The sequence below is a fragment of the Streptomyces sp. NPDC017095 genome, assembly GCF_044332325.1.
Classification (GTDB): domain Bacteria; phylum Actinomycetota; class Actinomycetes; order Streptomycetales; family Streptomycetaceae; genus Streptomyces.
This window is the reverse complement of the sequence record NZ_JBIROU010000002.1, coordinates 502759-523683: the sequence shown is the minus strand read 5'-3', so window position 1 is coordinate 523683 and position 20925 is coordinate 502759. Positions and strand designations below refer to the sequence as shown.

Annotated in this window: 17 protein-coding genes and 1 tRNA gene; 11 read left to right on the top strand and 7 right to left on the bottom strand. The window is 73.5% G+C overall.

The annotated features are described in order from the left end of the window. The first annotated feature begins 43 nt into the window (after nucleotides 1-43). A complete protein-coding gene (locus ACH4OA_RS05335) occupies nucleotides 44-640 on the top strand; it encodes a histidine phosphatase family protein (protein ID WP_397947319.1) in 597 nt (198 codons plus the stop codon). 448 nt (nucleotides 641-1088) lie between these two features. Here ACH4OA_RS05335 and ACH4OA_RS05330 read toward each other — a convergent pair whose 3' ends face one another. Next, nucleotides 1089-2528, bottom strand: a complete 1440-nt coding sequence (locus ACH4OA_RS05330) for a hypothetical protein (RefSeq protein WP_397939637.1) — start codon at nucleotides 2526-2528, stop codon at nucleotides 1089-1091. 266 nt (nucleotides 2529-2794) lie between these two features. Here ACH4OA_RS05330 and ACH4OA_RS05325 point away from each other — a divergent pair, with 266 nt between their 5' ends. Both ACH4OA_RS05325 and ACH4OA_RS05320 read left to right on the top strand, forming a co-directional pair. Continuing rightward, nucleotides 2795-3235 carry a hypothetical protein gene (locus ACH4OA_RS05325; RefSeq protein WP_397947317.1) on the top strand — a complete coding sequence of 147 codons (441 nt, stop codon included), beginning with the start codon at nucleotides 2795-2797 and terminating at the stop codon, nucleotides 3233-3235. 175 nt (nucleotides 3236-3410) lie between these two features. Then, complete coding sequence (locus ACH4OA_RS05320) at nucleotides 3411-4274, top strand: spermidine synthase (RefSeq protein WP_397939641.1); 864 nt, start codon at nucleotides 3411-3413, stop codon at nucleotides 4272-4274. A gap of 89 nt (nucleotides 4275-4363) precedes the next feature. On the opposite strand, the gene ACH4OA_RS05315 is transcribed toward ACH4OA_RS05320, so the two are convergent. Next, entirely contained in the window at nucleotides 4364-4903 is a 540-nt protein-coding gene (locus tag ACH4OA_RS05315) for a hypothetical protein (RefSeq protein ID WP_397967734.1), read from the bottom strand. A gap of 99 nt (nucleotides 4904-5002) precedes the next feature. Between ACH4OA_RS05315 and ACH4OA_RS05310 the strand changes: the two genes are divergently transcribed. From ACH4OA_RS05310 to ACH4OA_RS05300, 3 genes are all read left to right on the top strand, one after another. Then, nucleotides 5003-5707 (top strand): response regulator transcription factor, encoded by a 705-nt coding sequence (locus tag ACH4OA_RS05310; RefSeq protein WP_365875916.1) that lies wholly within the window; start codon nucleotides 5003-5005, stop codon nucleotides 5705-5707. After that, nucleotides 5704-7107, top strand: a complete 1404-nt coding sequence (locus ACH4OA_RS05305) for a sensor histidine kinase (protein WP_397947315.1) — start codon at nucleotides 5704-5706, stop codon at nucleotides 7105-7107. Before ACH4OA_RS05310 ends, ACH4OA_RS05305 begins: the two co-directional genes overlap by 4 nt. Nucleotides 7108-7217: 110 nt before the next feature. Continuing rightward, nucleotides 7218-8663 carry a cellulose binding domain-containing protein gene (locus ACH4OA_RS05300; RefSeq protein ID WP_397967731.1) on the top strand — a complete coding sequence of 482 codons (1446 nt, stop codon included), beginning with the start codon at nucleotides 7218-7220 and terminating at the stop codon, nucleotides 8661-8663. Between the two features lie 72 nt (nucleotides 8664-8735). On the opposite strand, the gene ACH4OA_RS05295 is transcribed toward ACH4OA_RS05300, so the two are convergent. Continuing rightward, nucleotides 8736-10160, bottom strand: coding sequence for a GH1 family beta-glucosidase (locus tag ACH4OA_RS05295; protein ID WP_397967728.1), 1425 nt, complete (start codon nucleotides 10158-10160; stop codon nucleotides 8736-8738). 224 nt (nucleotides 10161-10384) lie between these two features. Next, a complete protein-coding gene (locus ACH4OA_RS05290) occupies nucleotides 10385-11434 on the bottom strand; it encodes a LacI family DNA-binding transcriptional regulator (protein ID WP_397939650.1) in 1050 nt (349 codons plus the stop codon). Nucleotides 11435-11927: 493 nt separating this feature from the next. Between ACH4OA_RS05290 and ACH4OA_RS05285 the strand changes: the two genes are divergently transcribed. From ACH4OA_RS05285 to ACH4OA_RS05265, 5 genes are all read left to right on the top strand, one after another. After that, the gene (locus ACH4OA_RS05285) at nucleotides 11928-13247 is read left to right on the top strand and encodes an ABC transporter substrate-binding protein (protein WP_397967727.1); all 1320 of its coding nucleotides are present in this window, start codon (nucleotides 11928-11930) and stop codon (nucleotides 13245-13247) included. A gap of 333 nt (nucleotides 13248-13580) precedes the next feature. Then, a complete protein-coding gene (locus ACH4OA_RS05280) occupies nucleotides 13581-14573 on the top strand; it encodes a sugar ABC transporter permease (RefSeq protein ID WP_365884238.1) in 993 nt (330 codons plus the stop codon). 14 nt (nucleotides 14574-14587) lie between these two features. Beyond that, nucleotides 14588-15508: a carbohydrate ABC transporter permease gene (locus tag ACH4OA_RS05275; RefSeq protein ID WP_365884239.1), complete on the top strand. Its 921-nt coding sequence runs from the start codon at nucleotides 14588-14590 to the stop codon at nucleotides 15506-15508. 288 nt (nucleotides 15509-15796) lie between these two features. After that, nucleotides 15797-17239, top strand: coding sequence for a GH1 family beta-glucosidase (locus ACH4OA_RS05270; protein ID WP_397939653.1), 1443 nt, complete (start codon nucleotides 15797-15799; stop codon nucleotides 17237-17239). A gap of 132 nt (nucleotides 17240-17371) precedes the next feature. Next, the gene (locus tag ACH4OA_RS05265) at nucleotides 17372-18418 is read left to right on the top strand and encodes a LacI family DNA-binding transcriptional regulator (protein WP_365941466.1); all 1047 of its coding nucleotides are present in this window, start codon (nucleotides 17372-17374) and stop codon (nucleotides 18416-18418) included. Between the two features lie 134 nt (nucleotides 18419-18552). Here the strand turns inward: ACH4OA_RS05265 and ACH4OA_RS05260 are convergent. From ACH4OA_RS05260 to ACH4OA_RS05250, 3 genes are all read right to left on the bottom strand, one after another. Next, a tRNA-His gene (locus tag ACH4OA_RS05260) sits at nucleotides 18553-18625 on the bottom strand. Nucleotides 18626-18743: 118 nt separating this feature from the next. Next, nucleotides 18744-19346: an oligoribonuclease gene (gene orn, locus ACH4OA_RS05255; protein ID WP_365874411.1), complete on the bottom strand. Its 603-nt coding sequence runs from the start codon at nucleotides 19344-19346 to the stop codon at nucleotides 18744-18746. A 127-nt stretch (nucleotides 19347-19473) separates the two neighbouring features. Beyond that, entirely contained in the window at nucleotides 19474-20694 is a 1221-nt protein-coding gene (locus ACH4OA_RS05250; RefSeq protein ID WP_365874409.1) for a helix-turn-helix domain-containing protein, read from the bottom strand. Nucleotides 20695-20925 lie beyond the last annotated feature (231 nt).

The following is a 20925-nucleotide window of genomic DNA, read 5'->3' as shown; positions in this document are numbered from 1 at the left end:
TCCGTGACGTCCTCGTGGCGTCACCCTCCCGGAGAGGTCTCCCATGGCACCGCGCATCCTGCTGGCCCGGCACGGACAGACGGCGTGGTCGCTGTCCGGTAAACACACCGGCAGGACCGATGTGCCCCTGCTGGAGGAGGGCCGGCGCGGGGCCAAGCTGCTCGGCGAGCGGCTGCACCGCGCCCCGCTGGACGGGCTGGCGGACGCGGAGGTGCGCACCAGCCCGCTGGCACGCGCGCGGGAGACCTGCGAACTCGCCGGGTTCGGCGAGCGCGCCGAGCACTGGGACACGCTGCTGGAGTGGGACTACGGCGCGTACGAGGGGATGACCCCGGCCGAGATCCGCGCGACCCGGCCGGGCTGGCTGATCTGGCGGGACGGGGTGCCGGAAGGGGAGACCGTCGCCGAGGTCACCGCGCGCGCGGACGAGGTCGTCTCCTGGGCCCGCTCGGCCGACCGGGACGTCCTGGTCTTCGCCCACGGGCACATCCTGCGGTCCATCGGCGCGCGGTGGCTGGGCCTGCCGCTGGACTTCGCCGCGCGGATACGGCTGAACCCGACCTCGCTGTCCGTCCTGGGCTGGGCCTACGGCGAGCCGGCGATCGAGAGCTGGAACGACCTGGGCCACCTGACCCTCTGACGCGACCACCGCCGTCCACGGGGGACCCACTGACGCGGCCATCGCCGTCCATAGGAACCCACTGACGCGACCACAGCCGTCCACGGGGAACCCGCGCCGGCCACCGCGCGCCCTCCGGCGCCCCCGGACGCGACCGCCACCGGGGACGACGCCCACGGCCACGGACCCCGGTGGGTCCGGTGGCCGCACCGGCCCCGCCCGGACCACGGTGACCGGCCGGGCCGCCTCGCGGTCCCGTGGCCGCACCGGCCCGTCCCCGGACCGGGTGGACGGGCGTACGGCGACCGCGCCTGCCCGCGCCGGGGGTGGCGAGGACCGGCCGTGGTCAGGTCCGCGGGCCGGCGACCCGCGCCTGCCCGTGCCCGGGGCCGCGGGGCCGGCCCCGGTGCCCCGCCGGCCGGTGACCACCCCGGCCCGTCCCCTCCCGTCCCCTCCCGGCGCCGGCCGGTTAGGTCCGGCGGGGCAGGGACGCGTGACGGTTCAGGAACTCCGATACGCCCGAGGCCCGCCGGTGCGGCAGCAGTACCCTCGCCGTACCCGCCAGCATGTTCTGGATGCGGGAGGACTGGACCTGGTCCAGCAGCGCCAGCACCCGCAGCCCCGCCTGTGCCGCCTCGTCGGGACGGCCCTCGCGGGCCAGGTCGTCGGCCAGTTCCGCGGTGTACAGCGCGATGTTGCGGGTGAAGTGCGGGTCCTGCAGCCGCGCCGCCCGCCGCGCGTGCCGGGACGCCCGGCGCCAGTCGCCCAGCGTGGACCAGCACTGTGCCTCCAGCCCCGCCAGCTCGGCCTCGCCGTAGAAGCTCATCCACTCCGGGTCGGCGTCCGCGTGGCCCCGCTGGAAGAGGGCCTGTGCCCGGGCGAGCGCCCGCTCGCAGCCGGTGCGGTCGGCGAGCCCCGCCCAGCCGCCCGCCTCGCGCAGGGCGAGCAGGGACATCAGCCGGGCCGAGCCGAGCGGCCGGGCGGCGCGCTGCGCGGCCTGCGCGGCCCTGACCGCCTCCCGGGGCCGGCCCGCGTCCCGGGCGAGGAACGCGGTGTTGCAGAAGGCGTGCGCCTCCAGCCCCGGATCGCCGGTCATGCGCGCGGTGGCCAGCGCCTCCGCGTAGTGCGAGCGAGCGTCGTCGAACCGGCCGGAGTCGTGGGCCAGCCAGCCGACGGAGATGGCCAGTTCACCGGCGCCCGTGTGCAGCCGGTCGGCGGTGGCCTGCCGGGTGGCGCCGGCGTCGAGCAGCGCGTAGGCGGCGCGCAGCGGGGCCGCCGCGCGCCGGTACAGGCCGTCCGCGCCGTGCCGGTCGTCCAGCAGCCGGATGCGGCGGACCGCTTCCTCCAGCGCCGCCGCCTCGGTGGTCCCGGCCCGCCGCGGCGGCCGGTCCGCCGCCCGCGCACCGGTGGTGAGCCCCAGCGGGGCCAGCGTGGCGGCGGCCATCGTGGCGCCTGAGCCGGTCATGAATGCGCGACGCAGCACGTCGCTCTCCTCGTGGTTCGGGGGGTGTTCCTCTTGCGGGTCCAGCGGGTCGTACGGCTCGACGGCCCCGGACGACTCACCGGGTGCCCTGCCGGGCACGGACGCCTCCGGCGCCTCCGGGGCCGTACGCGCCGCCCGGCCGCGGACGGACGAACGGGGCGCGAACCCCAGATCGGTGAGCGTGCGGCCGGGAAACATGTGCAGGAACACCCGTTCGTACGCGTAGTTGGGACAGCGGATCTCGCCCGCCTCGACCCGGCCGATGTAGCGCGCGTCACAGCTCACCCGCTCACCGATCTCGCGCGCGGCCCGTCGTACCAGGGCCGCGAACTCGGCCGGTGAGCGCCGGCCGCGCAGCCGCCGGAAGGCGAGATTCGGCCGGGCCGGCCGCTCGGGCTGTGACGAGGTCACCGTGGACGACGCCATGGCCGGGTCCTCTCGTGCGAACCGTCGAACCATGCCGGAACCGGGGCGATTCCGGACGAGCCGCCCGGATGACGCCTTGGTTCCGGCGGGCATGAACGTACCTGTTGTGAAGGGCTCGCCACGCGGTGTTTGGTCACAAAGCGGATACCTCCTCCAGGATCTGCCATGAAGTGCCATCCTTTGCGGCGCACTTGCGCCGTAGCCGTTGACGCGCTCGCGCGTTGGACATCACGGACCGCAACGGGGCTGTGTGGTGGAGGCCAGGCATGGACACCAGCCGGAGCAACGAACCTTGTACGTCACCGTCACCGTCACCGTCACCGTCACCGTCACCACCGTCGGCCGCGCCCGCGGCGGGCGACCCGGCGTGCGACCTCGTGACGGTGCCGGCCCGGCAGGGGCTGGAGGCGGTCGACATCCTGCGGCGCGGGGCCGCGGACGCGGTGGGACCCGTCCTGCACGACGACGGCCGCGACACCCTCGGCTTCCTGGTGCCGCCCGGCACCGCGGCCGGCTGGGACGTGCCCGGCAGCACCTGCACCGAGACGAACGGGCGCGGGCTGAGGCTGGACCCCGGGCCGCCGATGGAGGGCTCCGCCTGGCTGCTGCCGCCCGGCGACGCCGACGCCGCCACCGACCCGGCGGTGCTGCGCCGGGCCCTGGACGAGGCGGCCCGGCTGATCGAGGTGGCCGACAACTGCTGCTGAGGCCGTCCCCGTGGGCCACCACCGGTCACTCCGGGGTCGCCGCCGGACGCTCCGAGGCCGTTCCTGCGGGCCGCCCCCGGTCGCTCTCGGGTCGCCGTCGGTCACTCTCAGGGTGCCCCACGGGTCTGCGCCCACCGCCGGCGCGCGCCCTCGCGGAGGCTGCGAAAATAGGCGGATGGGCAGGTCAAGGAATACCCGGCGCAGATCGGCCGCGGCCGTCGAGGAACCGGTCGACGGCGGGCTCGCGCAGCTCGTCCCCGACCCGGACCGCGACCGGGCCTGGACGCTGCTGATCGACGGGGCGCCGCAGTCGCACGTGGACCTGGACGACCCGGCGTACCTCTCCTTCGAGTACCAGCGCCGCCTCGGCCACGTCATCGACCTCGTCGCCCCGACCGGCCGGCCCGTGCACGCCGTGCACCTCGGCGGCGGCGCGTTCACCCTCGCCCGGTACGTCGCCGCTACCCGGCCCCGCTCCACCCAGCAGGTCGTGGAGCGGGACGCGAGCCTGGTCGAACTGGTCCGCCGGGAACTGCCGCTGGACCCCGGCGCGCGCATCCGGGTGCGCGCGGCGGACGCCCGCGCGGGTCTGGCCAAGGTGCCGGACGGCTGGGCCGACCTGGTCGTCGCCGACGTCTTCAGCGGTGCCCGCACCCCCGCCCACCTCACCTCCACCGAGTTCCTGGACGAGGTCCGCCGCGCCCTGAAGCCCTCCGGTGTCTACGCGGCGAACCTGGCCGACGGCCCGCCGCTCGCGCATCTGCGCGGCCAGATCGCCACCGCCGCCGCCCGGTTCGGCGAACTCGCGCTGATCGCCGACGCGGCCGTGCTGCGCGGCAAGCGCTTCGGCAACGCCATCCTGGCCGCCTCCGACGCGCCGCTGCCGCTCGCCGAACTCACCCGCCGCGCCGCGTCCGACCCGCACCCCGGCCGGGTCGAACACGGCAGCCGGCTCACCGACTTCACCGGCGGCGCGGCGCCCGTGTCGGACGCGGCCGCGGTCGCCTCCCCGGCCCCGCCGCCCTCGGTGTTCCGCTAGAACCCTGGTCCAGGACCCCGGCTCGCGCCGGCCGGCGGTCTGGTGGTCGGTACGTCACCACCTAGACCCGCGCCGGACCGTCGTGGATGTCAGTACGTCACCACCTCGACCCGCGGCGGCCCGTCGTGCCAGGTGCAGAAGACCGACACCCGGTCCGCGTCCCGGCTGAACTCCACCCGGATCCAGCGCTCCGTCTTCCACACCTGCATCGACCAACCGGCCCCCGGCGCCGCCGAGACGAGTGTCGCGGCGGCCGGACCGAGGTCGAACACCGCCCGGCCGCCGTCCGTGTCGTAGGCCCTGACCCGGCCGGACGCGGTGGCAGTGGCAGTAGGAGTGGTGGCCGGGGCGGCGGGGGACGGGGGCCGGGAGTGGGCGGAGGCGCGCGCGGGCGTGGGGGCCGGCGCCGGAAGGACCGACCGTGTCCGCGCCGGGGACGGGGAGGGCGACGGTGCCGGGGACGCCGAATCCGCCTGCGTGGCCGCCGCGTCGGCCGCCGTGACCGGCAGTGCGCGCGGCGGGTCGTAGACCGTGCCCGCCATCACCGTGTGCACGCCCCACCACGACAGCGTGGCCGCCGCTCCCGTCGCCGACAGCCAGGCCAGTACGTGTACGAGTCCTCTGCGCATCGGCGTCATACTGCCTCACCGGCCACACCGGCTGTCCACAACCGCGCGGTCGTCCACAGGCCCCGGCCGGTCCGGACCACATGGCGTACGGTGCGGCGCATGGCAAGTGTGCTCGTGGTCGAGGACGACCAGTTCGTACGCTCGGCGCTCATCCGGCATCTGACCGACGCCGCACACCTCGTGCGCAGCGTCGGTACGGCACTGGAGGCGCTGCGCGAGGTCGCACATTTCCGCTTCGACCTGGTCATCCTGGATCTCGGACTGCCCGACCTGGACGGCTCCGAGGCCCTGAAGATGCTCCGCGGCATCACCGACGTGCCGGTCATCATCGCCACCGCCCGGGACGACGAGACCGAGATCGTCCGGCTGCTCAACGCCGGGGCGGACGACTATCTGACCAAGCCGTTCTCCGTGGAGCACCTCGCCGCCCGGATGGCGGCCGTGCTGCGCCGGTCCCGGGGCGGCGGCGCGGAGGCCGCGCCGCCGTCCGTGCTCCGGGTCGGCGGCCTGACCGTCGACCCGCTGCGCCGCCAGGCCGAACTGGACGGCGTCCGGCTGGATCTGACCCGCCGCGAGTTCGACCTGCTCGCCTTCCTCGCCGGCCGGCCCGGCGTCGTCGTCCCGCGCCGGGAACTGCTCGCCGAGGTCTGGCAGCAGTCCTACGGCGACGACCAGACCATCGACGTCCATCTGTCCTGGCTGCGCCGGAAACTGGGGGAGACGGCCGCCCGGCCGCGCTATCTGCACACCCTGCGGGGCGTCGGCGTGAAGCTGGAACCGCCCGCGGAGGGGGAGCCGCGATGAGGTGGGCGCTGGTCAAGGTCTGTCTCGCGGTCACCACGATGGTCGTGGTCGCCTTCGCCGTCCCGCTCGGCCTGGTCGTCAAGGAGATGGCCCGCGACCGCGCCTTCGCCCGTGCCGAACGGCAGGCCGCCGCGGTCGCGCCCGCCCTGTCCATCACCACCGACCGGGACAAACTGGAGCGCGTGGTGGCCGCGGCCGGCACCGGCTCCCGGATGACCGTCCACCTGCCGGCCGGCACCGGCCGGCCCGCGCTCGACCTCGGCCGGCCGCGCGCCACCGCCCGGGACGTCCAGGCCGTCCGCAGACTCGGCCGCGCCTCCACCGCCACCGTGCCCGGCGGCTCCGCCCTGCTCCAGCCGGTCGCCCTCGGCTCGACCGCGATCGCGGTGGTCGAGGTGTACGTCCCGGAGTCCGAGATGACCAACGGCGTCGGCACGGCCTGGGCGGTGCTCGCCGCCGTCGGTCTGGCGCTGACCGTCGGCTCGGTCGCGGTCGCCGACCGGCTCGGGGTGCGCATGGTGCGCCCGGCGCGGCGGCTGGTCGAGGGTGCGCACGAGCTGGGCGAGGGCAGACTGGGCGCCCGCGTCCCGGAGGACGGGCCGACCGAACTGCGGCTCGCGGCGGTCGCGTTCAACTCCATGGCCGACCAGGTCGTCCAGCTCCTCGCCAACGAACGCGAGCTGGCGGCCGACCTCTCGCACCGGCTGCGCACCCCGCTCACCGTGCTGCGGCTGAACGCGGCCTCGCTCGGGGCGGGACCGGCCGCCGAGCAGACCCGGGCCGCCGTCGCCCAGTTGGAGCGGGAGGTCGACACCATCATCCGGACGGCCCGGGAGGCCAAGCCGCAGACGGCCGCCGCCGGGCCTGGCGCCGGCTGTGACGTGGCCGAAGTGGTCCGCGAGCGCATGGAGTTCTGGTCCGCGCTCGCCGAGGACGAGGGCCGCAGATGGCGGGTGGCCGGCGTGGAGCGGCCGGTGCGGCTGCCCGTGGCACGGGCCGACCTGGCCGCCGCGCTCGACGCCCTGCTCGGCAATGTCTTCCGGCACACCGCCGAGGGCACCGCCTTCGCGGTCGACGTGCACCACGCCGGGGACGCGGTGATCGTGCTCGTCTCCGACGCGGGCCCCGGCATAGCCGACCCGGCGGCGGCGATGGCCCGCGGCCGGGGCTCGGGCCACACCGGCTCCACCGGACTCGGCCTCGACATCGTCCGCCGGCTCGCCGAGTCCACCGGCGGGGACGTCCGCATCGGCTCCTCGGTGCTGGGCGGCACGGAGGTGCGGATCTGGTTCCAGCTCGACGGAGGCGGGCAGGCGGGGCGCGGCCGGCGGGGCCCGGTGCGCAGACGGCGGGCGCGCAGACCGGCCGTCACCTTTAACCGCCCCCGATCGCTCCCTTAAGCGAACCCTAAGGACGGCGCCCGGCACCCCGAAGAAGCGGTTTGTCCCTTTCCGGATCGCTAGCGTGCTCCCGCACCCCACCCCCGTGAACAGCGAAGGCAGGCACGCGCATGAGCACGCACCGGCGCAGGATCAGCGGCAGGAACAAGGCGATAGGCGGTCTGCTGGCCGCGGCCGTGATCGGCGGGGGCGCGGTCCTGCTCACCGGCACCGCCCACGCGGCCGGGGTGAACGCCGCGTACACGAGGACCAGCGACTGGTCCACGGGCTACACCGCCCAGTACGTCGTCACCAACAACACCGGCCAGGCGGAGAAGACCTGGACGCTGGAGTTCGACCTGCCCGCGGGCGCCACGCTCTCCTCGCTGTGGAACGGCGAGTCCGGCGTGAGCGGCCGGCACGTCACCGTGCGGCCCGCCGCCTGGGACACCAGTGGCCTGGCCCCCGGCAAGTCGGTGACGGTCGGCTTCGTGGTCAACGGCAGCGGTGACCCGGCCGGCTGTCGCATCGACGACGCCCCGTGCTCCGCGGACGGCGGCGCCACCCCCGAGCCGAGCGGCCGTCCGACCCAGACCACCCCGTCGCCGGACCCCACGCCCACCAGGACGGCCACCCCGACCGCCACCCCGACCCCGACCCCGAGCACGGGCACCGGCACCGGCACCACCGCCGGTTTCGCGCCCTACGTCGACACCTCCCTCTACCCGGCCTTCGACCTGCTCGGCGCGGCCGACGCGACCGGTGTGAAGACCTACCACCTCGCCTTCCTCACCGACGGCGGCGGCTGCACCCCCAAGTGGGGCGGCGTCACGGACCTCACCGGCGACGCCGTGGCCGCGCAGATCGGCGCGCTGCGCGCCAAGGGCGGTGACGTCCGGGTCTCCTTCGGCGGCGCCTCCGGCTCCGAGCTGGCCACCACCTGCTCCTCCGCGGACACGCTCGCGGCGGCCTACGGCAAGGCGGTCGACGCGTTCAAGCTGACCAAGGTCGACTTCGACGTCGAGGGCGGCGCGCTGCCCGACACCGCCGCCAACACCCGCCGCGCCCAGGCCATCGCCAAGCTGCAGGCCCAGCACCCGGACCTGGACGTCTCCTTCACCCTGCCGGTGATGCCCGAGGGCCTCACCCAGGACGGCGTGAACCTCCTCGCCGACGCCAAGTCCCACGGCGTGCGGATCGGCGCCGTCAACATCATGGCGATGGACTACGGCGCCTCGTACAGCGGTGACATGGGCACCTACGCCGAGCAGGCCGCCACCGCCACCCAGGCCCAGGTCAAGAGCGTGCTCGGGCTGTCCGACTCCGCCGCCTGGAAGACCGTCGCCGTCACACCGATGATCGGTGTCAACGACGTCTCCTCCGAGGTCTTCACGGTCGACGACGCCGCCCAGCTGGCCGGCTTCGCCCGGTCCAAGGGCCTCGGCTGGCTCTCCATGTGGTCCGCGGCCCGCGACAAGAGCTGCGCGGGAGGCCCCAAGCCCACCGCCGACGCCACGTGCAGCTCCGTCGCCCAGACCCCGTTCGCCTTCATGAAGGCGTTCGCCGCCCGCTCGTAGCGCACACCCGGCACCGGCCGGATACGGCGAAGGACGCGGCCCGTCCCCCCACGGCAGGCCGCGTCCTCCGGGCTAGATGGACGGGAGCGGCGGCAGCACTCCCGTGCGAGCCGTCTCCCCGTACCAGCGGGCACTCGACTTGGGTGTCCGTTCCAGCGTGGCGTAATCCACGTAGACCGCGCCGAACCGCTTCTCGTAGCCGTACGCCCACTCGAAGTTGTCCAGCAGGGACCACAGGAAGTAGCCGCGCACATCGGCGCCGTCGGTGAGCGCGCGGCGCACCTCCGTCAGATGGCCGTGCAGGTAGGCGATGCGCTCCGGGTCGTGGACGCGGCCCTCGGGGTCGGGCTTGTCGTCGTAGGCCGCGCCGTTCTCGGTGATGTAGAGCGGCAGGCCCGGCGCCTCCCGGGAGTAGCGCATGATCAGGTCGTACAGGCCGGTCGGGTCGACCGTCCAGCCCATCTGCGTCCGCTCGCCCGGCGTCTGGTGGAACACGATGTCGGTGGCGCACGGCCACGGCGAGTGCTCGCTGGACCCGTGGCCGTCGGCCCGCGGGACCTTGGCGCCGGCGGACGCGGCCGAGACCAGCGCCGGCGTGTAGTAGTTCAGGCCCAGCGCGTCCAGCGGGGCGTTGATGGTGGCGACGTCGCCGTCCAGGACGTAGGACCAGTCGGTCACCGCGCGGGTGGCCTCGAACAGCGACTCCGGGTAGGCGCCGTGCAGGATCGGCCCGTGGAAGACGCCGTTGGCCAGATCGTCGATCCGGCGGGCGGCGGCCAGGTCGGCCGGGTCCTGGGTGAGCGGCCGTACGACCGCGGAGTTGAGGCTGATCGCGATGTTGCGGCCGGCCGGCAGCGCCGTCCGCAGGGCCGAGGTGGCCAGCCCGTGGCCCAGGTTGAGGTGGTGCGCGGCGCGCAGCGTGGCCGCATGGTCGGTGCGGCCGGGCGCGTGCACCCCGGAGCCGTAGCCCAGGAAGGCGCTGCACCACGGCTCGTTGAGGGTCATCCAGTCCTCCACCCGGTCGCCCAGGGCCTCGCCGACGAGCTGCGCGTACTCGGCGAACCGGAAGGCGGTGTCCCGCTCCGGCCAGCCGCCCGCGTCCTCCAGCTCCTGCGGCAGGTCCCAGTGGTAGAGGGTGAGCGCCGGCTTGATGCCGTGCGCCAGCAGCTCGTCCACCAGCCTGCGGTAGAAGTCCAGGCCGCGCTGGAGTGCCGGGCCCCGGCCCGCCGGCTGCACCCGGGGCCAGGAGACGGAGAAGCGGTACGCGGTCAGGCCCAGCTCCGCCATCAGCGCCACGTCGTCGCGGTAGCGGTGGTAGTGGTCGACCGCGGTGTCCCCGGTCTCGCCGCCGGCCGTCTTGCCCGGCGTATGGCTGAAGGTGTCCCAGATCGACGCGGTGCGGCCGTCCTCCCGCACCGCTCCCTCGATCTGGTACGCCGAGGTCGCGGCGCCCCAGCGGAAGGCCGGCGGAAAGGCCACGGTCATCGGTTCGGGCATGGGGACTCTCCCACGGGTCGGGTGCTTGCATTATGCATGGGAGCGCTCCCACAAGGGAAGGGGGTACCCGCGCCCGATGGGTGCCGGCGCCTTTCGGTGCCCGCCCCCGCCGGACGTCCCGCCCTCGCCGGCGTCACGCCTCCACCGGCACCCTGCCCGCACCGGCGCCCCGGCACAACCACCCGGCGGGAGAACGGCCGGTGCGCCGGCGGGAGTACGCCCCCTCAGGCCGACTCGCGCACCACCAGTTCCGTCGGCAGGACCACCCCGCGCTGGCCGGTGCCCCGCTGGGCGATCTCCTCCAGCAGCAGGCTCGCCATCGTGCGGCCCATGTCCGCCAGCGGCTGGCGGACGCTGGTCAGCGGCGGGTCGATGTGCCGGGCCACGATCGAGTCGTCGAAGCCCACCAGCGCCACGTCCCCCGGGATCCGGCGGCCCGCCGCGCGCAGTTCCAGCACCGCGCCGGAGGCCATCACGTCCGAGGCGGCGAACACGGCGTCCAGATCCGGGCGCCGGGCCAGCAGCTCCCGCATGGCCGCGCGGCCGCCCTGCTCCGTGAAGTCGCCCGCCGCGATCAGTTCCTCCTCGACGGCGACCCCGGCCTCCCGCAGCGCCTCCCGGTAGCCGTCGAGCCGCGCCCGCGCCACGTCCATGTCCATCGGCCCCGTGATGGTGGCGACGCACCGCCGGCCGCCCGCCAGCAGATGCCGGACGGCGAGCCGGGCACCGCCCCGGTTGTCCGAGCGGACATGGCCGAGCCGCTCGCGGTCGCTGCGGCGCCCGGCCAGCACGGTGGGCACGGCCAGCTCCGCCAGCCGGTCGGGCAGGGTGTCGTCGGCGTGGACGGCCATCAGCAGCACGCCGTCCACGCGTTGCGCGGCGAGATAGCCGGCCAGCCGGGCGTGCTCCGTCTCGTCGCCGGTGAGGACGAGCAGCAGCTGCATCCCGGCGCTGGCGAGTCCGGCGGAGACGCCGAGGATGATCTCCGAGAAGTACGGCTCGGAGAAGAGCCGGCTCTGGGCGTCGGGCACGACCAGCGCGACCGAGTCCGTGCGGCGGGTGGCCAGGGAGCGGGCGGCGCGGTTCGGGACATAGCCGAGTTCCGCGATCGCCTGCTCGACGGCCGCCCGGGAGCGGTCGCTGACCTTCGGGGAGCCGTTGATCACCCGCGACACCGTGCCGCGGCCCACGCCGGCGAGGGCCGCCACGGCGTTCAGGGTCGGGCGCCGCACGTCCGCCGGTCCGGGCGGCTGCGGCTGTTCGGGAGGACTCATCGTTCACCTTCCAGCGGGTCCGTGGGAGGGGGCCTTCATTCTGTCCCAGGAATTCCGGCAACCGTCCCGCGCCGGCGCGCAGTTGTCCGGTCACGGGGATTGACCCGCCGGTGACCTGCCCCGACGCTGGAGACAGCAGCCGGATCAGGGGCCGGTGGCGGCTTGGCGCGCGACACGTTCCCGTGACGTACGGAACACGCTTGCGCAACAACGCCGACTTCAAGTCTTGACACCCGGCCCGGCACCAACGAGTCTTCCGGCATGCCTCGTGGGAGCGGTCCCACGGGGTGACCGGGGTCTCTCTTCCGTTCGGACAGAACCACCCATGGCCTTCCCCTCTACCTTGCATGGCACACCGTTGACCAGCACTTTCAACCGCACGACGCGTGCTGTTGGCCAGCCGCTGCTCGTACCGAGAGGGCAGGTCCGGGCCGCCGGGTCCGGCGGTCCGATTCCTGAGGTCCCGTTCCCCACTGGAACAAGGAGTAGTGGAATGCGCATCACCCGTACCGGCGGCGGTCACGGCCGCAGAGCAGCGGCCGTCACCACGACGGTCCTCACGGCATCCGCCCTGCTGTTGACCGGTTGCAGCAGCGACGACGACTCGGGCAGCACGGACGCCAACGGGAACATCACCCTCACGCTGGCCGACTACGGGCAGTTCGGCTACAAGGAGGCCGGCCTGTTCGCCAAGTACCACGAACTGCACCCGAACATCACGGTCAAGGAAGAGACCACCGCCAACGAGCAGGACTACTACCCGAAGCTCCTTCAGCAGCTGAACTCGGGCAGCGGTCTGGCGGACGTCACCGGCATCGAGGTGGGGCGCATCAAGGAGGTCGTCGACACCCAGGCGGCCAAGTACGCCGACCTGAGCAAGACGATCAACGTGGCCGACTGGGTCTCCTGGAAGGAGAAGCAGGCCACCGCCAAGGACGGCACGGTGGTCGGCGCCGGCACCGACATCGGCCCGATGTCCCTGTGCTACCGCAAGGACCTCTTCCAGAAGGCGGGCCTGCCCACCGACCGCGAGGCCGTCGCCAAGGCCGTCGCCGGCGGCTGGGAGGACTACCTGAAGCTGGGTGAGCAGTACAAGAAGAAGGCGCCGTCCGGCACCTACTTCATGGACTCCGCCTCCGCCATGTACAACGCGGTCGTCAGCTCCTCCGCGCAGCAGTACTACGACGCCGACGGCAAGGCGGTCTACAAGGACAGCCCGTCCGTGAAGCAGGGCTGGAACCTGGCCGCCGAGGCCGCCCAGAAGAAGCTGACCCAGGGCCTGCCCCAGTTCACCGACGCCTGGAACGCGGCGCTGCGCAAGGGCTCCGTGGCCACCGTGGCCTGCCCCGCCTGGATGGCCGGCCAGATCTCCACCAACTCCGGTGACGGCTACAAGGGCAAGTGGGACATCTCCCGCGCCCCCGGCTCGACCGCGGCCAACTGGGGCGGCTCCTTCCTCGCCGTCCCCAAGAGCGGCGACCACGTCAAGGAGGCCACCGAGCTGGTCAAGTGGCTGACCGCCCCGGAGCAGCAGGCCGCGGTGTTCAAGGCGATCGGTGTCTTCCCGTCCAACAAGGGCGCCTACGAGCTGGCCGACGTGAAGGACGCCAAGTTGCCGTACTTCAGTGACGCCCCCGTCGGCCAGATCTACGCCGAGGAGGCCAAGTCCATCCCCGAGGCGGTGCTCGGCGCGAAGGACGCCACGATCAAGGACACGATCTCCAACCAGATCAACAACATGGAGCAGCGGAGCACGTCGCCCGACGACGCCTGGAAGGCCGCGACCGACACGGTCGACAAGGCGCTCGGCTAGCCGGACCGGGTGCGGGGGGCCCGCCGGCCGCCCGCACCCCGCCCGCGCGCCGGCTCCGCCACCGGGTACGCACGACGGGTACCCGGCCCGGGGCCCGCGGCCCGGGCGGACACCATCCGACGGCGTGCGCGGTGCCCCGCCCGGGGCGCCGCCGCGGCGTCACCCGGCGGGACCGGCAGCCGACGGCCGGTCTTCCGCCTCATACGCACGTCAGGCCGCGGCGTGGGCCGTCCGCCACCGCACCGGTCCGCGCGGGGAGCGGCGGACCGGTCCCGGTCCCCGAACGCCCCCGCGCCCGCACCCGGCCGAAACCTTCAGGGAAGGACTCCCTCCGTGGCAACGACAACCCCCGCCCGGGGTGCCTACACCCCGCCGCCCGGCGGCAGCGGCGCCGCGTCACCCGGACGCCGCTCATGGCGCACCCGGCTGTGGCGCTTCGACGACAAGGCGTCGCCGTACGCCTACATCGCCCCCTTCTTCCTGGTCTTCGGCGCCTTCGGGCTCTACCCGCTGCTCTACACCGGCTGGATCGCCCTGCACCGGGTGGAGATGACGGCCCTCGACCAGTCCGAGTGGGTCGGCTGGGACAACTTCACCAGGATCCTCCAGGACTCCGAGTTCTGGACCGCCGTCACCAACACGTTCGTCATCGGCGTCATCTCCACCGTCCCGCAGCTCCTGGTCGCCCTGGGCCTGGCCCACCTGCTGAACTACAAGCTGCGCGCCAGCACCTTCTGGCGGACCGTCATCCTCACCCCGTACGCCACCTCGGTGGCCACGGCCGCGCTGGTCTTCGCGCTGGTCTTCCGCGCCGACGGCGGCATCCTCAACTGGGTGCTGCACTTCTTCGGCGCCGGCAACATCAACTGGGGCAACGGGGAGTGGACCTCCAAGATCGCCATCTCGGTCATCGTGATCTGGCGGTGGACCGGCTACAACGCCCTCATCTACCTCGCGGCCATGCAGTCGGTCCCCGCCGACCTGTACGAGGCCGCCTCCATCGACGGGGCGACACGCTGGCAGCAGTTCCGCAAGGTGACCATCCCCTCGCTGCGGCCGACGATCCTGTTCACCATCGTCATCTCCACCATCGGCTCGATGCAGCTGTTCGGTGAGCCGCTGCTGCTGCAGGGCGGCACCCTGGGCTCGATCGGCGGCAGCGAGCACCAGTACGAGACGCTCAGCATCTACCTCTTCAACTACGGCTGGAAGCTGGGCCATCTGGGACCGGCCGCCGCCGTGGCCTGGGCCATGCTCGTCCTGCTGCTGCTCATCGCCCTGATCAACTGGATCGTCGGCCGGTTCACGCGCAAGAACGCGGCCTGACGGGAGCGACCTCGATGACCACGACCAGTCCCACCACGACCTCCCCGGACCTCGTCCCGGTACCGCCCCTCGCCGCCCCCCGCAAGACCCGCAGCCGCCTGCGCATGGGCGCCGGACAGCAGTTGCGGGGCGGCCCGTTCACCTACGTCGCCCTGATCGTCGTCGGCCTCGGCTCCGTCTTCCCGCTGTACTGGACCCTGGTGGCCGCCTCCCACGACCAGCAGCGGGTGCTGGACAGCCCGCCGCCGCTGGTGCCGGGCGGCAGGCTGTGGAGCAATCTGCAGGCGGCCTGGGACCAGGCGCACCTGGGCAAGGCCATCGTCAACAGCGTGATCGTGGCCGGCTGCATCACCGCCGCCACGCTGTTCTTCTGCACCCTGGCCGGATACGCCTTCGCCAAGATGCGCTTCCGCGGCCGGAACGTGCTGATGACCGCGGTCATCGCCACCCTGACGATCCCGCCCCAGCTCAGCGTCGTACCGCTGTTCATGATGGTGTCGGACATCGGGTGGAACGGAAAGCTGGAGTCGGTGATCTTCCCGACCCTGGTCGGTGCCTTCGGCGTCTTCTTCATGCGCCAGTACCTGATCGAGGCGCTGCCGTACGAGCTGATCGAGGCGGCCAAGGTGGACGGCGCGAGCAACATCCGCATCGTGTGGAGCGTGGTCCTGCCCGTGGCCCGGCCCGCGATGATGGTGCTGGGCATGCTCACCTTCGTCCAGGCCTGGAACGACTTCTTCTGGCCCTTCCTCGCGCTGAACCAGGAGAACCCCACCATCCAGGTGGCGCTGGGCCAGCTCAGCGCCGCCTACACGCCCGACCAGAGCATCGTCATGGCCGGCGCGCTGATCAGCACCCTGCCGCTGCTGCTGGTCTTCGTGATCTTCGGCAAGCAGATCGTCGGGGGAATCATGGCGGGTGCGGTCAAGGGCTGAGCCGTCCCCGCCGCCGGGCCGGCCGCACGCGCCGGCCCCGCACCCACGGCCGGCGCGCGCCTCGCCGCGCCGGCCCCGCACTCGTGCCCGGTCCGGTACGCACCCGCCTCCTCCAGCCGCCCCGCGGCGGGCCGTACCGGACCGGGCACCCACCACCGGGGCAGGCACCGTCCGTCCGGCGCCGCCTCCGTCCGCGGGCCGCGCCCGGTTCCCCGCCCACACTCCCCGTACCTCCCGGACCGCCGTCCGGCGTCCGTCGACTTCACCTCGCTTTGGGAGCGCTCTCATATGACCGCCGTACGACCCGAGACCACGGCCCAGCCGGCCCTGGACACCTCCTTCCCGACCGGCTTCGTCTGGGGTGCCGCCACCGCCGCCTACCAGGTGGAGGGCGCCGCCGCCGAGGACGGCCGCACGCCTTCCATCTGGGACACCTTCAGCCACACTCCCGGCAAGATCCGCAACGGTGACACCGGGGACATCGCCGCCGACCACTACCACCGGTACCGCGACGACGTGGCGCTGATGAAGGACCTCGGCCTGAAGGCCTACCGGTTCTCCCTCTCCTGGACCCGGATCCAGCCCACCGGACGCGGCCCCGCCGTCGAACGCGGCCTGGACTTCTACCGCCGCCTCACCGACGCCCTCCTGGAGGCCGGGATCACCCCGGTCGCCACCCTGTACCACTGGGACCTGCCGCAGGAGCTGGAGGACGCCGGCGGCTGGCCGAACCGCGACACCGCCCACCGGTTCGCCGACTACGCCGACCTGGCGGCCCGCGCCCTGGGCGACCGGGTCGGCCTGTGGACCACCCTCAACGAGCCCTGGTGCTCGGCGTTCCTGGGCTACGGCTCCGGCGTGCACGCCCCGGGCCGGACCGACCCGGCCGCCACGCTGCGCGCCGCGCACCACCTCAACCTCGGCCACGGCCAGGCCGTCGGCGCGCTCCGCGCGGCCCTGCCCTCGTCCGCGCAGACCTCCATCACCCTGAACCTGCACCAGGTGCGCCCGCTCACCGACAGCCCCGAGGACGCCGACGCCGCCCGCCGCATCGACGCCGTCGGCAACCGGATCTTCACCGGCCCGCTGCTCGACGGCGCCTACCCCGAGGACCTGCTGCGCGACACCGCGCACGTGGTCGACTGGGCGGAGCTGGTGCGCGACGGGGACCTGGCGGAGATCTCCCGCCCCCTCGACATGCTCGGCGTCAACTACTACGCGCCGACCGTGGTCTCCCGGCCCGCCGACGGTGTCGGCGCCACCCGGAACGACGGCCACGGAGCGAGCGACCACTCGCCGTGGACCGGCTCCGAGGACGTCGCCTTCCACCTCGCCAACGACAACCTGACCGCGATGAACTGGGCCATCGACGCCGGCGGTCTGCACACGCTGCTGACCGGGCTCGCGGCCGCGCACCCGCGGCTGCCCCTGATGGTCACCGAGAACGGCGCCGCGTTCGACGACTACGTCTCGCCCGAGGGCCGGGTCGAGGACCCGCAGCGCATCGCCTACCTGCACGCCCACCTGGACGCCGTCCGCCGTGCCATCGCCGACGGCGCCGACGTGCGCGGCTACTTCCTGTGGTCCCTGCTGGACAACTTCGAGTGGTCCTACGGCTACTCGAAGCGCTTCGGCGCGGTCTACGTCGACTACGCCACCCAGCGCCGCATCCCCAAGGCCAGCTCCCGGTGGTACGCCGAGGTGATCCGGAACAACGCCCTGCCCGCCTGACCGGCGCGCGGGCGGCGGCCCCGGCACCCGGCCGGGCCCGCCGCCCGCGGAATCGAGGGCGCCGCCGTCCCGCTGTTACATTCCTGGCCTGTACATTCCTGGCCTGACGGCGGTGAACGGAAGGCGGCGACCATGGCGGGCAGCGGTGTGAGAGGCCGGGGCGGCCGACGGCCGACCCTGGAGGAGGTCGCCGCGCGGGCCGGGGTCGGGCGGGGCACGGTCTCCCGGGTGATCAACGGCTCGCCCCGGGTCAGCGACGCGACCCGCGCGGCCGTCGAGGCGGCCGTAGCCGAGCTGGGCTATGTGCCCAACACCGCCGCCCGCGCCCTCGCGGCCAACCGGACCGACGCCATCGCCCTGGTCGTCCCCGAGCCGGAGACCCGGTTCTTCGCCGAGCCCTACTTCTCCGACATGCTGCGCGGCGTCGGCGGCGAACTCTCCGACACCGAGATGCAGCTACTGCTGATCTTCGCGGGCAGCGACCGGGAGCGGCAGCGGCTGGCGCAGTACCTGGCGGCCCACCGCGTGGACGGCGTCCTGCTGGTCTCCGTCCACGCCGACGACCCGCTGCCCGACCTGCTGGCCGGACTGGAGATCCCGGCGGTGATCAGCGGCCCGCGCTCGGCGGCCGAAACGCTCACCTCGGTGGACTCGGACAACTACGGCGGCGCCCGCTCGGCCGTGGAGCACCTGCTGTCCCGCGGCCGCCGCCGGATCGCGCACATCACCGGCCGGCTGGACGTCTACGGCGCCCAGCGCCGCGCCACCGGCTACCGCGAGGCCCTGCGTGACGCGGGCCACCCGGAGGACGAACTCCTCATCGAGCCGGGCGACTTCACCGAGGAGGGCGGCCGGCGCGCGATGGCGACGCTGCTGTCCCGCCGGCCGGACCTGGACGCGGTCTTCGCCGGCTCGGACGTGATGGCGGCGGGCGCCCGCCAGGTGCTGCGCGAGGCGGGCCGCCGCATCCCCGACGACGTCGCGCTGGTCGGCTACGACGACTCCGCCATCGCCCGCCACATGGACCCGCCGCTCACCAGCGTCCGTCAGCCCATACAGGAGATGGGCCGGGTGATGATCGACCTGCTCCTCACGGAGATCGCCGACCGCCCGCCGGCTTCCCACGGCCCGCGCCGGGCGGTCCTGCCCACGGAACTGGTGGTCCGGGCGTCCTCCTGACCCGCCGACCCGGACCCCGGCCCCGATCCAGGGCCGGGGTCCGGGCGCTTCGGCGGGCTGCCGGCTCAGGGCAGGCGAAAAACACATCAGCCGGTGATCTCGTCTTTCGACGACATCACCGGCTGATGTTCAAGGGTGAGTGACGGGACTCGAACCCGCGACATCCTGGACCACAACCAGGTGCTCTACCATCTGAGCTACACCCACCACGACCGGCGGTGGAACGTTCGTTTCCCCGACCGGCCGAGAAGAAGTCTACAGGGTCCGAAGGGGTGCTCGCGCACGCGTTTCCGCGCGGGCCCGGCGGGCGGGCCCGCACGGACGGTCACCCGGCGGGCAGCACGTGCCGGGCGGCGATCGCCTTCGCGGTCTCGGAGTCGGGGCCGGGCTGCGGCACGAAGACGGCCTCGCGGTAGTAGCGCAGTTCGGCGATCGACTCGCGGATGTCGGCGAGGGCCCGGTGGTTGCCGTTCTTCTGCGGGCTGTTGAAGTACGCCCGCGGGTACCAGCGGCGGGCCAGCTCCTTGACCGAGGACACGTCGACGATCCGGTAGTGGAGGTAGCCCTCCAGGGCCGGCATGTCCCGCAGCAGGAAGCCCCGGTCGGTGCCCACCGAATTGCCGCACAGCGGCGCCTTGCCGGGCTCCTTCACATGCTCCCGTACATACGCGAGGACCTGCTCCTCGGCGTCTTGCAGGGTCGTGCCCCGGTCCAGCTCGGCGAGCAGCCCGGACGCGGTGTGCATCTGACGCACCACCTCCGGCATCGTCTCCAGGGCCCGGGCCGGCGGCCGGATGACGATGTCCACCCCCTCGCCGAGTACGTTCAGCTCGGAGTCGGTGACGAGGGCGGCCACCTCGATGAGCGCGTCGTCGGACAGCGAGAGGCCGGTCATCTCGCAGTCGATCCACACCATGCGATCGTTCATGTGTCTCACCTTACGGTGAGCCGCGCCGAGCGGGACCGGCCGTGCGCCGGGCCGGCCGGCGCACGGACACGGCGAAGGGGGCGGAGTCGGGCTCCGCCCCCTCGTCGTGCTGTCCGCCGGGCGCCGGTCAGCCGGCGCCGCGCGGTCCCGGCAGCAGGCCCACCGCGCCCGCCGGGGCGCGCCGGCTCTGCATCGGCACCCCGCCGTCCCGGTGGTCGTACAGCGAGGCCGGGGCCGGCCCGGCCGGTCCGGCTCCGGACAGGCCCGCGGGCACGCCCGGCTGGCCGGAGACCGGCATCGGCGGTTCCGCCTCACCCGGCTTCTCGCCCTGCGGCCGGCGGGCCCGGTAGGCGGCCCGGTAGGCGGCGGGGGAGGAGCCGAGCTGGCGGCGGAAGTGGCCGCGCAGGGCCACCGGGGAGCGGAAGCCGCAGCGGCCCGCCACCTCGTCCACCGAGTAGTCCGACGTCTCCAGCAGCCGCTGGGCCTGGAGGACCCGCTGCGTGATCAGCCATTGCAGCGGCGCGCTCCCGGTCAGCGAGCGGAACCGGCGGTCGAACGTGCGACGGCTCATATAGGCGCGTGCCGCCAGTGTCTCCACGTCGAACTGCTCGTGGAGGTGTTCCAGCGCCCAGGCGACGACCTCGGCGAGCGGGTCGGCGCCGATCTCCTCGGGTAAAGACCGGTCGAGGTAGCGCTCCTGCCCGCCGGTCCGGCGCGGCGGGACGACCAGGCGCCGGGCGAGCGCGCCGGCCGCCTCGTTGCCGTGGTCGGTGCGCACGATGTGGAGACAGAGATCGATCCCGGCCGCCGTGCCCGCCGACGTCAGCACATCGCCGTCGTCGACGAACAGCTCTCTCGGATCGACGTGCACCGACGGATAGCGCTTGGCCAACGTCGGCGCGTACATCCAGTGGGTGGTCGCCGGGCGGCCGTCCAGCAGTCCGGCCGCCGCGAGCACGAAGGCGCCCGTGCACAGCCCGACGATGCGGGCGCCTTCCTCGTGTGCCCGGCGCAGCGCGTCGAGTGCTTCCTCCGGTGGCGGCGAAGTGATCGAACGCCAGGCCGGTACGACGACCGTCCCGGCGCGCGAGATCGCCTCCAGCCCATGCGGCGCCGTGAGTTCCAGGCCCCCTGTGGTCCGCAGCGGGCCCTCCTCGCCGGCACACACCAGCAGGCGGTAGCGCGGCACGCCGGCGTCCTGGCGGTCGATGCCGAACACCGACAGCGGGATGGAACTCTCGAAGATGGGGCCGCCGCTGAAGAGCAGCACCGCGACGATCTCCTTGCGGCGCCGCCCGGACAGTTTCCGGGCTGCGGCATCCTGCACGGCAGTGGAGTCGTGGCTCATACTGCTAAGCCCCCCTCGGTGGTCGCGGCTCCTCGGTTGTGTCGCTCCTGCACGTTTCCCCTCGGTCCTGCACGAGTCCCCCGCCGTAAGACAGTCAAGATCGAATCTACTGGCTCCCGCGATCACGGGGTGGCCGGTTAGACACGCCGGACATTGTCGACATGACAACTTGGCGTGAAGCATTCGATCACGAAGCGTTGCACTCACGAGGCGTGCAGGGAAGTGCGCCTT

Bases quoted from the DNA above. Each gene is read 5' to 3' on its own strand.
- ACH4OA_RS05285 (WP_397967727.1), top strand. From the start codon at position 11,928: ATGCGCATCACCCGTACCGGCGGCGGTCACGGCCGCAGAGCAGCGGCC.
- ACH4OA_RS05335 (WP_397947319.1), top strand. From the start codon at position 44: ATGGCACCGCGCATCCTGCTGGCCCGGCACGGACAGACGGCGTGGTCG.
- ACH4OA_RS05310 (WP_365875916.1), top strand. From the start codon at position 5,003: ATGGCAAGTGTGCTCGTGGTCGAGGACGACCAGTTCGTACGCTCGGCG.
- ACH4OA_RS05275 (WP_365884239.1), top strand. From the start codon at position 14,588: ATGACCACGACCAGTCCCACCACGACCTCCCCGGACCTCGTCCCGGTA.
- ACH4OA_RS05305 (WP_397947315.1), top strand. From the start codon at position 5,704: ATGAGGTGGGCGCTGGTCAAGGTCTGTCTCGCGGTCACCACGATGGTC.
- ACH4OA_RS05295 (WP_397967728.1), bottom strand. From the start codon at position 10,160: ATGCCCGAACCGATGACCGTGGCCTTTCCGCCGGCCTTCCGCTGGGGC.
- ACH4OA_RS05290 (WP_397939650.1), bottom strand. From the start codon at position 11,434: ATGAGTCCTCCCGAACAGCCGCAGCCGCCCGGACCGGCGGACGTGCGG.
- ACH4OA_RS05320 (WP_397939641.1), top strand. From the start codon at position 3,411: ATGGGCAGGTCAAGGAATACCCGGCGCAGATCGGCCGCGGCCGTCGAG.
- ACH4OA_RS05265 (WP_365941466.1), top strand. From the start codon at position 17,372: ATGGCGGGCAGCGGTGTGAGAGGCCGGGGCGGCCGACGGCCGACCCTG.
- ACH4OA_RS05330 (WP_397939637.1), bottom strand. From the start codon at position 2,528: ATGGCGTCGTCCACGGTGACCTCGTCACAGCCCGAGCGGCCGGCCCGG.
- ACH4OA_RS05250 (WP_365874409.1), bottom strand. From the start codon at position 20,694: ATGAGCCACGACTCCACTGCCGTGCAGGATGCCGCAGCCCGGAAACTG.
- ACH4OA_RS05270 (WP_397939653.1), top strand. From the start codon at position 15,797: ATGACCGCCGTACGACCCGAGACCACGGCCCAGCCGGCCCTGGACACC.
- ACH4OA_RS05315 (WP_397967734.1), bottom strand. From the start codon at position 4,903: ATGCGCAGAGGACTCGTACACGTACTGGCCTGGCTGTCGGCGACGGGA.
- ACH4OA_RS05300 (WP_397967731.1), top strand. From the start codon at position 7,218: ATGAGCACGCACCGGCGCAGGATCAGCGGCAGGAACAAGGCGATAGGC.
- orn (WP_365874411.1), bottom strand. From the start codon at position 19,346: ATGAACGATCGCATGGTGTGGATCGACTGCGAGATGACCGGCCTCTCG.
- ACH4OA_RS05325 (WP_397947317.1), top strand. From the start codon at position 2,795: ATGGACACCAGCCGGAGCAACGAACCTTGTACGTCACCGTCACCGTCA.